The sequence below is a fragment of the Anabaena sp. AL93 genome (genome assembly GCF_001672085.1).
GTDB classification, from domain to species: Bacteria; Cyanobacteriota; Cyanobacteriia; order Cyanobacteriales; family Nostocaceae; genus Dolichospermum; species Dolichospermum heterosporum.
Map to the genome: position 1 here is coordinate 1 of NZ_LJOU01000130.1, position 12,267 is coordinate 12,267.

11 protein-coding genes and 2 pseudogenes are annotated in these 12,267 nt (G+C 36.9%); 4 read left to right on the top strand and 9 right to left on the bottom strand.

The genetic code is table 11. The features are described 5' to 3' along the window. The first annotated feature begins 422 nt into the window (after positions 1 to 422). Complete coding sequence (locus tag AN486_RS24175) at positions 423 to 1,391, top strand: ROK family protein (protein ID WP_039201714.1); 969 nt, start codon at positions 423 to 425, stop codon at positions 1,389 to 1,391. Between the two features lie 53 nt (positions 1,392 to 1,444). Here the strand turns inward: AN486_RS24175 and AN486_RS24180 are convergent. From AN486_RS24180 to AN486_RS24200, 5 genes and pseudogenes are all read right to left on the bottom strand, one after another. Further along, positions 1,445 to 4,096: pseudogene (locus AN486_RS24180) on the bottom strand (type I secretion system permease/ATPase). Next, complete coding sequence (locus tag AN486_RS24185; RefSeq protein ID WP_053540719.1) at positions 4,087 to 4,845, bottom strand: peptidylprolyl isomerase; 759 nt, start codon at positions 4,843 to 4,845, stop codon at positions 4,087 to 4,089. Before AN486_RS24185 ends, AN486_RS24180 begins: the two are co-directional and overlap by 10 nt. Positions 4,846 to 5,139: 294 nt before the next feature. Next, the gene (locus AN486_RS24190) at positions 5,140 to 5,898 is read right to left on the bottom strand and encodes a TIGR00297 family protein (RefSeq protein ID WP_168635773.1); all 759 of its coding nucleotides are present in this window, start codon (positions 5,896 to 5,898) and stop codon (positions 5,140 to 5,142) included. Positions 5,899 to 5,971: 73 nt separating this feature from the next. Then, complete coding sequence (locus tag AN486_RS24195; RefSeq protein WP_290602824.1) at positions 5,972 to 6,619, bottom strand: DUF2887 domain-containing protein; 648 nt, start codon at positions 6,617 to 6,619, stop codon at positions 5,972 to 5,974. Continuing rightward, on the bottom strand, positions 6,585 to 6,905 hold the full coding sequence (locus AN486_RS24200; RefSeq protein WP_053540717.1) for a hypothetical protein: 321 nt from the start codon (positions 6,903 to 6,905) through the stop codon (positions 6,585 to 6,587). Before AN486_RS24200 ends, AN486_RS24195 begins: the two co-directional genes overlap by 35 nt. A gap of 267 nt (positions 6,906 to 7,172) precedes the next feature. Here AN486_RS24200 and AN486_RS24205 point away from each other — a divergent pair. Then, positions 7,173 to 7,603, top strand: a pseudogene (locus AN486_RS24205) (VOC family protein). Here AN486_RS24205 and AN486_RS24210 read toward each other — a convergent pair. After that, positions 7,584 to 8,195, bottom strand: a complete 612-nt coding sequence (locus AN486_RS24210) for a triacylglycerol lipase (protein WP_053540715.1) — start codon at positions 8,193 to 8,195, stop codon at positions 7,584 to 7,586. The pseudogene AN486_RS24205 and the gene AN486_RS24210 overlap by 20 nt on opposite strands. A 346-nt stretch (positions 8,196 to 8,541) precedes the next feature. Here AN486_RS24210 and AN486_RS24215 point away from each other — a divergent pair, with 346 nt between their 5' ends. Next, entirely contained in the window at positions 8,542 to 8,877 is a 336-nt protein-coding gene (locus AN486_RS24215) for a hypothetical protein (protein WP_053540714.1), read from the top strand. Positions 8,878 to 8,974: 97 nt separating this feature from the next. Here AN486_RS24215 and AN486_RS24220 read toward each other — a convergent pair whose 3' ends face one another. The 3 genes from AN486_RS24220 to hpsC all read right to left on the bottom strand — a co-directional run bounded on the left by AN486_RS24220 (position 8,975) and on the right by hpsC (position 11,876). Next, positions 8,975 to 10,048 (bottom strand): M48 family metallopeptidase, encoded by a 1,074-nt coding sequence (locus tag AN486_RS24220; RefSeq protein WP_053540713.1) that lies wholly within the window; start codon positions 10,046 to 10,048, stop codon positions 8,975 to 8,977. Positions 10,049 to 10,123: 75 nt separating this feature from the next. Then, positions 10,124 to 10,660 carry a type II secretion system protein gene (locus tag AN486_RS24225; RefSeq protein WP_053540712.1) on the bottom strand — a complete coding sequence of 179 codons (537 nt, stop codon included), beginning with the start codon at positions 10,658 to 10,660 and terminating at the stop codon, positions 10,124 to 10,126. Positions 10,661 to 10,910: 250 nt separating this feature from the next. Next, positions 10,911 to 11,876: a hormogonium polysaccharide secretion pseudopilin HpsC gene (gene hpsC / locus AN486_RS24230; protein WP_325064598.1), complete on the bottom strand. Its 966-nt coding sequence runs from the start codon at positions 11,874 to 11,876 to the stop codon at positions 10,911 to 10,913. A 141-nt stretch (positions 11,877 to 12,017) separates the two neighbouring features. Here hpsC and AN486_RS24235 point away from each other — a divergent pair, with 141 nt between their 5' ends. Next, on the top strand, positions 12,018 to 12,200 hold the full coding sequence (locus AN486_RS24235) for a hypothetical protein (protein WP_039201592.1): 183 nt from the start codon (positions 12,018 to 12,020) through the stop codon (positions 12,198 to 12,200). Positions 12,201 to 12,267 lie beyond the last annotated feature (67 nt).

A 12,267-nucleotide genomic window follows, 5' to 3' on the forward strand; every position in this document is an offset into this window, starting at 1 on the left:
TTCTTGCCCTGATTTCGTTGGCCCTGGCGGGCGAAATCATATCTGACAAGCGTAACTTTCCGAGAGTCCCTCGGTAGCTTTTTATGTCTTTAGTGACAATATAGTTGTATCACGAATATGGATTAAAATCAATGCAGGATTTATCCTGCCTCTAGTACAAAACGGCGTAAATAAACCAACCATTCTAAATCCTCCAAAAGCCTATACTGTCTTCATTTTGACTTTTGACTTTTGACTTTTGACTTCCGCCTTGCGGTACTAGCCTTCATCCCTTGTCTAAAGCCCAAATGTGGCTTCCTCAGTCACCTACATTTTCAAGGGTTTTCGGCGTTCTTCCTTATAATGAACTACAGCAAAATTTTTATTCAGTAATAATGGTGAATGCTTGATAGTTGTTTCGTAAATTCCCTATTTTTAATTATATGACATTAATTTTAGCTCTAGACTTTGGCGGGACAAAATTGGCAGCAGCAACAGTTAAGGCTGGTGGCAAGGAGTGGTTGGATCATGAATCACGATTTTCTCCTACAAATGGTGATGCTTTAACTGATTTGGAAATCATGCGATCGCTCATTGATTCCGTGCTAAAAGGAAGAAAGCCGGATGCTATTGGTGTCAGCTTTGGTGGTCCAGTGGATGCCACCACAGGGTTAGTCCGCTTATCTCATCACGTTCCTGGCTGGGAAAATGTTCCCCTTAAACAAATACTTGAAGAAGATTATCACGCACCTTCCAGTATAGATAATGATGCTAACGTTGCTGCTGTTGGTGAACATCGCTTTGGGGCTGGTCAAGGATATGATAGCCTATTTTACATTACCATTAGCACAGGTGTGGGTGGAGGCTGGATACTTGATGGTAAGCCCTGGCGAGGTGCATTAGGCATGGCGGGAGAAATTGGACATATTGTGGTAGATCCTAGAGGTCCCTTATGCTTATGTGGAAAACGGGGATGTGTAGAACGTTTAGCTTCTGGTCCCTACATGGCGCAAAATGCACGGGAAATGTTGGAGAAAGAACCACCTAGCACTAACGGTAAAATCAGAGGAGACGTACTCAGGTATTTGACTGGTAATGATCTCAACTTACTTACAGGCAAAGTCGTCAGCACCGCAGCAGCCAACGGAGATGAAATAGCACAAGAAGTATTATACAGGGGTGCATGGGCTTTGGGGGTCGGTATTGGTAATGTCGCCAACCTCATGAATCCTCAACGGTTTGTTTTAGGTGGTGGTGTTACCAAATCTGGGGATAATTTCTGGACTGTGGTGCGAAAGGTGGCTAGGGAAACCGCACTCCCAGAGGTGAATTTTGAGGTTGTGCGGGCATTATTGGGTGATGATGCACCTTTATGGGGGGCTGTGGCTTTGGGTTTGAATGTTTTGGATTAAACTTCTTTCTCACGCAAAGGCGCAAAGGCGCAAAGAAGAATTAAGAGTCTGTCTCAAATATTCGCTTGTTGTCTTTGATAAAGTGACCAGTACAACCCTTTTTGTTTTAAGAGTTCTAAATGTGTTCCTCTTTCGGCTATTACTCCTTTTTCCATGACTAAGATTAAATCAGCACGTTTGAGGGGGGCAAAACGGTGGGCAATTAAGAATACTGTGCGGTTAGAGGAAACATTTTTGAGGTTTTGTAATACTTGTTGTTCGGTTTCACTATCTAAGGCGCTGGTGGCTTCATCTAAGATGAGAATTGGTGCAGATGCTAGGAATAATCTGGCTAATGCTATGCGTTGTCTTTGCCCTCCAGATAATGCTGTTCCTCTTTCTCCTACGTTGTTTTCATAGCCGTAAGGTAGTTGACTAATGAAGTCATGGGCTACTGCTAATCTGGCGGCTTCGACAACTTGTTCGGAGGTAATATCTGGATTGCCTAATGTAATGTTTTCCAAGATTGAACCATTAAATAAAAAGTCTTCTTGGAGAACTACGCCTATTTGTTGTCTTAAAGATGCTAAGTCAGCACTTTTGATATCAAATCCATCAATTAGAATTCGTCCTGACTCAATTTGATAGAGTCTTTGGAGAAGTTTAGAAAGGGTACTTTTTCCTGAGCCACTTCTGCCGACAATGCCTACAAATTGTCCTGGTTTAATGTTAAAAGAGATGCCTTTTAATACTGGTTCGGTGTTGGCATGATAACGAAAGAAAACTTGGTCAAAATCAACTTCACCTTTGAGGGGTGGTAATACTAATCCTGTGCCGGCTTCTGTTTCTGGGGCAGCGTTGAGAATATCACCGATTCTATCTACTGATAATAGCACTTGTTGGAGGTTTTGCCACAACTGGACTAACCGTAATAGGGGACTTGTCACTCTTCCTGATAACATTTGGAAGGCAATTAATTGACCAATGGTTAGTTGATGATCAATTACTAATTTTGCCCCAAACCACAGGATAATTAAGGTAGAAAAGTTAGTGAGAAAGTCACCAATATTACTACTAATATTAGATGTGGTGGAAGCTTTAAAACTGGTACGAATGAAGCGGGCAAATAAACCTTCCCACCGTTCTCTCGCTACTGGTTCTGCGGCATGGGCTTTAACAGAATGAATGCCGGTGATTGTCTCAACTAAAAATGATTGACTGTCCGCACTCCGGTTAAAGGTTTCATTTAGCCAATTTCTCAAAATCGGTGTGGCGATAATAGTTAATGTGGCAAATAATGGTAAGACGGCTAAGGCTACAAATGTTAGAGGAATGTTGTAATAAAACATTAATCCCAGGTAAACTACAGCGAAGATACTGTCAAGAATGACGGTTAAAGCTGTACCTGTGAGAAATTGGCGAATTTGTTCTAATTCTTGGACTCTAGCAACTGTATCACCCACTCTCCGCGACTCAAAATAAGCCAAGGGTAAACGCATTAAATGGCGAAAAAGTTGAGCCGATAAACTCAAGTCTAAACGCCGGGCTGTGTGGGTAAAGATGAATAGCCGCAGCATACCCAGGATAGATTCAAATGTCGCCACAAACAAGAGGGCGATCGCCATCACATCCAAAGTAGCTAAACTCTCTTGTACCATCACTTTGTCAATGATGACTTGAGTAATTAATGGAGAAGCTAAACCCAATAATTGCAAGGTAAAGGAAGCTAATAAAACTTCACCTAATAAACCCCGATATTTCCAAACTGCGGGAGTAAACCAAGCTAAATTAAATTTCTCTTGCTGGGAAATTAGTTCAGTTTGCCATAATGTACCATCCCAACAATTATCCACCACAGATTGAGGTAAATGTTCACAAATATAATCAGGATTTTGAGGATTAGCAATAATTAAAAAATTGCCTTTTATGCCATAAGCTACAACCCAATTAAATTGGGGATTTTTATCTTCCTGATTACCTTGATTCCACAACAATACGGCGGGAAAAGTTAATTGGCGTAATTCATACCAATTAACCTGTAATTTCCGCAATACTAACCCTAATTTCTCCCCTGCTTCTACCAGATTTTTCGGCTTTTGTCCTCGCAACTGACGTTGTACCCATTCTAATTGCACAGGATTTTGTAAATATTGCGCCACCATTGTTAAACAAGCTGCACCTGTATTTCCACTTCCTACAAAGGGATAATTAGAAATTGTGGGTTGTTCCCATTTAGCAGGATGTGAAGGTGAAGAAATGGGAGAATTAGGAACTGGTAAAATAGTTTCAATTTCTTCTACCTCTGTTGAATTATTCCAAAATTCATTAACTTGAGGATTTAAAACCTTTTTCCACAAAGCCGAATTCCAACACACAACTATAACTTCCTTACTAGCAGCTACAGCTTTACAATCAGCAAATAATGGTTGACAGTTGCCAAACCAATCTCCTGCTTGTAAAGTAGCTACGGTTTTATTTTCTTCTTCCTCTCGTAAACGCACTTTACCAGCGACAATCAAAAATTGATAGTTTCGCTTGCCAAAAGCATCACTACCTAATTTTTGTGACCAAATTTTTTCGCCAAGTTTGTAGTTATGTATTTCTGCTTGCTGTTTTAATTCGTTTTGTTCTTCAGCATTTAGCCAGGATAGTGGCGGTTCATTCCAGGGTAAATTGTTTAACACATTTATTCGTTAAAATTGATTATTTAGAAGTTTTAATCCAATTGAATTTTGACTGTCAGATTTTGAATCTTATCCCCTAGCCATTTCTCAAATAACTCATTTTTTAGTGATTGTTGTAATTGAGTATCTTCTAAAGATGCTGGAAGAATTTGTTCTAATCTAAATAAAGCAAAACGTCCTTCTATTTCTATGGGATTGATCAATTTTCCAGGGGTGGTTGAGTCTACAGCCGCACGTAATATGTCTGGTATCGTCCCCCGACTAATTGGTCCCATCATGCCATTAAATACTCTTTCATCGGCTAATGAATACTCTTTTGCCAGTTGTTCAAAACTACTTCCTTCTTCAACTTGAGTTTGTAGTTCTTCTGCTAATTCCCGACTGTCAACTAGAATCCGCGACAGGATAACTCTATCCAAGTAAATTTTCTTTTCAATAAAGTATTCTGGTAATTTTGATTCTGTGACTAATTCTTTGAGTTTCTCTAACTGAAAGCTAAAGGTAATAGATGTATGAAAAGTTGTATAATCTGTACCATTGCCTGTTAGCCATTCTTGAAATTTTTGGGCATCAGTTAGTTGATTTTTTAGACGAAAATCAATAATTGTCTGTTCAATTAAGGTGGAACTAATCTCAATATCTGTTCTAGCACTAATTTCTTTTTCAATTACGTGCTGACGCAGTACGTCACTCATGAAATTTCCTAGTCTACCAGATATTTGTAAGTATTTGACTACTTCAGATAGGGTAATTTCCTGATCATTTACAGTTAAAAAAGATGAAGATTCCATGAAGTGATTCTAAGGATAATGCTAAAACATCTATAAGACTTTCCATTAAATAATGGGGAAAACAGTAGAAAACCATATCTAGCAATAATAAAGATTCGATAAATTAAATATGTAATTAATAAGTAGTTACCAGATCCCCGACTTCTTTGAGAAGTCGGGGATCTATTTCTTAAAATGAACTCAATAATTTTATATTATAAATATTTTCAAATCTGTAAGCAGTATAACAAAAATAATAATGTTGGGTTTCCTTGTGTCAACCCAACCTACGAAAATTGTAATTTTAGTCAACAATTAAACAAAGATACTTTGGTAAATTAATGCCAATATTATCGCCGCAGTTGCACCAATCAGGGTATTAAAGATATTGACAACCTCATTGGTCAGCCAAGTATATTTAGATTGCAAAGTCGCACCAATGACACTTTCTAAATTTGTAGCGATAAATGCGGCTATGACACTCCATAAGATGCCAAGGGGATTAATTAAATTTACTCCCCAACCAATGAGTGCGATCGCTATTGATGCTACCATACCAGCTAAAGTTCCTTCTAAACTGACTGCCCCTTCTGTCCCTCTCGGAACTGGTTGCAGTGTTGTAATTAAAAAGGTGCTTTTACCATAAGCTTTACCAACTTCACTGGCTGTAGTATCAGAAAGTTTAGTGCTAAAACTGGCAACATAACCCAAACATAACAAATATTTAAAATCAGGTAAAAACAATACTCCCAACGCACATAAAGCCGCTATTAATGCTGAACCCCAAACGTTTTCTGGTCCTCTTGCACCGGCACGTTTTTCCGCAATTCCGGCGGCTTCTTTTTCTGCCATACCAATGCGTGTTACCCCAGAACCGACAATAAAATAAAACACTACCACTAGATATCCTTGCCAACCTAGTGTTCCCCAAATGATTACTCCTAATAATCCAGCATTAAGTATACCTGCCGGGGTGAGCAATTTTTTGGGAATAATTGCGACTATTCCTAGTAAAATTGCATTTAAGCCTACTCCCATTAACCAGGGATTAATAGAATCTATTAAAGATAACATCTGTGATAAATTATGAGTATTTTCAGATTTTTATGCTAATAAAATGATTTTATCCTCTTTTACCACATTCATATTAAGATTCCTTTCTCCCTTGCTTTTCTATTGCTTGTTGTACTACTTCAATTTTTAATTCCAGTGCTTCGGCAATTTGTTCTATACTCAAACCCATTTTCAAAAGACGAGGAATTGCTTCTAACTTAGTTTCTTCCTTAACTTCTTGATAAAATCGAGTTTGTCGCCATTCTGTTAATCCAAACATCGCTTCTAACTCCTGACGGGTATAGGTGGAAAACTTATAAATTAGCATCCTTTCTACTAATTCTAAAAGATAAAGACTGTTTGCTGCATCTGCTTGTTGTACTAAATTAATTAAACTTCTTGCTGTTTGTATTGCTTCATCTTCAGGCGCAACTACTAATTGAATTATTTCTAAACCAATTGAAGATGATGTATCAGTTAATTCATCTAAATAAACTACATGAATTTGTCCCGCAGCTAGTGAACTTTGATATGCCAAGGATGCCAAGGGTATTCCAGGATCGTTTTGTTTCCGACAATGTATTTCTAACATAGTTTTTCTATAAAAATCTCTTTTTGTCTCATTTCTGACTTCTTTAGTTACCGTTATTTCCTGTTTTTGATATGTCCAAATTATTTCTTTTACTCGATTACAAGCTGATTCAGCTTTACCATTTATAAATGCTATATGGCTTGTGAACAAATTTATTTAAATCATCTAGTTTTAAACTATCAGTATGGAGATTATAATGGCCGTAGTCTCCAGCAATTTTTCTAAGAAATTTAGCCTGGTTTGACTCAGATTTAGTTTTTGTAACTAGATAACCTACTGCTGAATCAACTAAGCAGAGATAAGGATTAATTGTTCCTAGTTCTTTCCGAAAATCTCTTTCAATCTTGCTAGGGGTTTCTTTTTCTTCAGTTTCGTGAGGGATTTCGATTTTTTTATGCTTTTCAGGTTTTTGAGTTTTTTTTGATTGTTTAACCATTGCTTATTCCATTGGACGGATGCATCGCACCATTCTTTAGTTACCTATTTTAACCAAGATTGATACTTTTCTATCTGCCGATTTAAATAATTAGCAGGAAGTCTCACCGTAGAATCATTCTTGAAACGCAAGAGCGCAGAATAAAGCTGATTAACAGTAGCAACATTCCTGGTATACTTTTCATAGATTTGCTCAGAGAATTCTTAGTTTAACCCGGTTTACTACCAAAATTTATAAAATAGTTATATTCTCTCACCCATCCCCACCATGAACCAACCCATATTTCACCTCGCCTTCCCCGTCACCAATATCCCCGACACCAAAGCCTATTATGTTGACGGTTTAGGCTGCATTCCCGGACGCGAAAACCCCCACGCTTTGATTCTCAACCTTTATGGACATCAATTGGTAGCCCACGTTACCAAGGATATTCTAATACCTCAAAAAGCAATTTATCCTCGACATTTTGGACTAATTTTCACCCAAGAAGCAGATTGGCAAGAATTATTAGAAAGGGCAAAAATAAAGATTTAAAATTTAGAGAAGAACCCAAATACCGCTTTACCGATTCCCTTCTAGAACATCAGACTTTTTTCTTAGAAGATCCATTTTATAACTTAATGGAATTTAAGTATTATCGTCATCCAGACGCGATTTTTGGCAATGCTGAACATACACTCATTGGGGATACGCATTAATCGGTTCTACTAAAGCTGCGGCTACTTTTTCTAAAGTCCGATCATCTGTTAACATCCAAGGGTGAAGTGCAACTCGTAAAATAACTTCTTTACCTAAAGGTATTTGCGAACTTGTAGCAGGTAAAATCATCAAATCATAAGGTGTCCAAATAGATGTAAAATTCAACTGCTTTAACATCTCGACATCAGCATTTAAATCATTGAGAAAATCACTATGAGGACGCATTTGCAAAGCACCAGCCAGCCAAGTACCATAAGCAACTATAGTTCCATAATGAGGTGAAGAAATCGTAATAAATCGCTGGACTCTATTTATTCCCCCCAACCGCTGAATATAATAACGGCTGACAATTCCTCCCATACTAAAACCCACTATATCCAGTGGTTGCGCTGTTGCAAAGGTATCATTTACATAATTAGCTACCTGCTGGGCTAATTTCTCCAAAACCTCAGAACCATTATTAGGGATTAAATCCACCGTATGCACAGACAACCCTTGTTGTCGCAGATAAAACGCCATTTTATTGAAAACCGCCCCGGTATCGTTAATACCATGCACTAATAAAACGGGATTTTGCTGTTTTGTTGCCATAATCTTAATTAGTTATTATTGTTAATAATTTAACTCAGTATTGTAATCCTAAATATACAATTATGTGACAGTTTTGCAACTGAATAGAAATTATTAAGATTTATTAAAAAAGCTCTCATAATCTTATAGTTATAATAAAATTTAATAATTAATTTGCGTTATTTACCGAATACTGTTTTAGACAAAAAGAACCTACAAATAATTGCCAGTAGTAATTATGGGCTTTTAATCAGCAGATAGTAGGTCTAATGATTGACCGTAGATAACGCAATCAAATGTAATATTACACCGTAATTTTTAACAATTTCGGTAACGTTCCAAACTATTCAAACCAGGAGCATTTTTTATGGGCTTTATCAAAAATATCATTGCGGGTATTGTGGGTTTTATTACTGGATTGTTTAACAAAAAGGGTGATAGCTACTACCTAGAACTCAAGGAAGAAGCTAACGTTAGTCCATCTCCAGCAACAGTAGCAGCACAACCTACACCAAAAGTTGAACCAAAAGCTACACCGGCAGCAGTAAAAGTTACTAAGCCTGAACCAGTTAAAATATCAGTCCCCACTGAAGCCAATTTTGCCACCAAATATCTCATTCCTACTAATAGTCCTCGTCGTCGTCCTGGCGTAAATATGAATGTCTTTTTAGATATGGCACGTCAAGTTAAAACTCCCGGATAAGTATCAAAAAGATTATAAATCGTCGCTATATTAGTCCACTCAGGTGGACTTTGTTTGTGTAGTAGCGATTTATAATCGCCGATACTTTCAAAACACCCTACAAAGCATTTTTAGTAAAGATAATCCCACTATATAAATGAAAAGCTGTATCCCAATTACTTTGTTCTGGGCGAAATAGATTAATGTGAGATGGGATTTGTTTGAGGATGTCTGTTTGGTCTATAACTATTTGTGCAAAGGGTTTAAAATCTGACCACACCTTAACTTCAGGTAACTGGTTCTCAACCCATGCCATTAAATTATTCCAGTTTATTCTTATAGTATTATGGTTAGCTTGAGATTGAGAGTCTAAACCTTGCTGAAACTCATAGCCTTGATCATAAATTCGCAAAATACTCCGTCTATTTGGTAGATGTAAATCACAAAATTGAGCATAATCTTGAGTTTTAGTTTTTCGTTCTATTTTCCCCTTAGCATTAACATCTACAACTTGTTCAAAAATGGGTAAAAGTCCCATTACTCTATCAGTAACTTCTGATAAATCAAATTTCATCGAACCAGTTTGATTTGCTTCATTTTGACAAACTACTTTGATTTGAGATTTATTTATTGATAAATGTTTAACTTGAAATACTTGAATTTGTTGAATTTGGGGAATTTTTACCCAAAAACAGGGAATACCAGCCTGTTGTAATTGTGTTCCATAGAATGCTAATTCTCCAACTTGAGCAATGCGATAAACCCGCCAATTTTGGCTAGGTAATATCATTCTTGCTGTGTAAGCATCTACCTGCATGATTTGGGCAAAATTGCTGGCTGCGATGGTTTTCAGTTCGTTATTAATCGGTTCTAAAACTAATATTCCCAATTCCTTGTTATCAGGTGCGGTTGTTGCTTTAACTATAGCTCTTTGTTTTTCTTCTTGTTTAACTTCTTCTAATCGCTGTAAACCTTGACGGGCTTGAGAAATAATTTTACTATGCGTCGTCGTGCGAAGTAATTGACGATATACTTTTTCAGCTTCTAGGAATTGATGAGAAACTTCTTTTAACTTACCAAAATACAATTGTACCCAAGGATTATCCGGGGACTCTACCAACATTTGTTGGATTAATTTGGCTGCTGTTTGATAATCTTTACATTCAAAAGCTTTAATAACTTGCTCTATCATATAGTGTTTTTCTAATGAAGTGTCATAGCTACCCAACTTCTTTAATAAGTCCGGTATCTGAGTATTATTCCTAAATCAATAGCAATATTTACTACCTTCAGGTTTACTATTTTCCTTCGCGGTTCGCATTGCGCCTAATAAAGTGGATACAAAAACACAGCGCTTTGCTTGGCCGCCAGACTTACTAGATAGAGTGATTCGGCCTAATTGGCTGAGGGGAACACTACCTATGTAATCAAACTGGACTCGTCTTACACCATTAGACAATTTGTCTAATGTGGATTCATTTTCATCTAACTTCACACTAGCATCTAAGTCGTTCCATTGAGCATTAGATGGGTTAATTGTAGCCGGATGAATTGCCCATTGTACAATATTATTTTGTTCTCGAAAACTAACGTGGTAAGTTAACTTTTCCTTTCTGGCTTGGCTTTGGGCTTCACGCATGGCTCGATAAACTTGATCTTGGGCAACATTTAAGTTGCGAGTTTTTATAAACGCTAACCAGCTTGGTGCAACTATCGCTGATAATATCCCTATCATTAACACCACTGCAATCATTTCTATTAAAGTAAAACCGTCGTTATATCGCTTATTTAATAAATAAATCATCCCTAATTATTTGCCAATAAGATAATTATACAGCAGGAGTCAGCACTTCGGCTTCGCTCAGTGATCAGTCAGGAGTAAAACTGGCTTGCTGTCCGGTTTGGAATTTAGAGCCTGTACCGTTCGGCTGACGCTCACGGAAGCCTCATTAGTCTGCAATCTGCTGTATATATGTTGCTATATATAATGCCTTTTTATATAGCGGTTTTTTACTGATATTTGATTTTTTATAGATACTAATTAGTTGATATCTCTATTTATATAAAAATCCCCGTCCTTGCACTCTCACACTGGTTGTAGGAAAAAAATTTTTTTTAATCTCTGTATATTTAATTGCATTTGCATTGTTATAAATACGAGCTAGGGCATTACCTCGAATAAATACCTGCGCTGTTGTATTAGCTCTATCTACACAGGCATAAAAACCATTCATACTCGTTGGTTTAATTGCTGACCAAGTAATTCCCTGTGTTGTAGTTGTAGCTGCCATATCACTAGGACAAGTAGCTGCTAGTGGTGAATCTGTAGTTTGATCTACATAATCAATCAACACTATAGCATCAGCAGTATAAGTAGTTCCAGAATTCTTCCATTTGTTCATTCCTATTTCTAAACTATCAGAGTCTTGAAAATAATCATGAAATGGAGCAAAACCGGGACTCGGACAATTTTTGTCATTAACATACTTTTTAGTATATCCAGAACAAGTTACACCGCTAGGAAGTTCCACACCGTCTTTAATTTGCCATCTAGCAATACGAGCCGCTTTTGACCAAGTTGTATTACTATCTTTGATTAAATAATAAACAACTAAGGAATAGACAAAAGTATCATCATTGCCTGATACAGTGGGAACTACACCACTAACTAATTCCCGGTTCCAAAAAACCAATATAGGAGTTTTAGTATTATCACTTTGGTAAGCCATTTGAGCTTTTATAGCATTAATACCAGCAGCATCATAAATATAAACAGCCTGTTGTAAATCACGAGAAATATAATTAAGTGCAGTTTGAATTTCTAACTCAGAATTTGCCTTAGCTTGTTCATCTCTCTCTGCGGTCATGACACTAATCATAAAGTTGAATAATGGTGCAATAATTAAAAATGCAATCACCAAAGCTACTAATAATTCAATGAGCGTAAAACCGCCAGATTTATTAATAAATCTGGAAACTTTTATTTGATTTACAAGGATCAATTTCAGCGTTTTCATCATCGAATTTTACCTGTTAATTTAATGTAGGTTGGGTAAACGCAAGGAAACCCAACATGATGCACCCACTACAAACTAGATAATAAGCAATCTATCCCACATTCCGCAGGTGTTTTTTGAATTTTCGGAATTATCCATAACCCAATGATAACAAGGCTTTCAGACAATGACACGCAATTCTATATTAGAGCGATCGCCGATATATTTAAAGCTCGAATCAAGTTTATTGAGAATAATGTCAATAAATTAGTTGGTTTGAGATTAAATTCATTGAATACCGACCTAGATAGCAAAAAGCATGAACTGGTTATTATGATTGGGTTTTAGCTGTTTTATGAAATTCTTTTTTTGACAAAATAACCTGCTGGGAAAAATATTTTGAGTATATTTACTC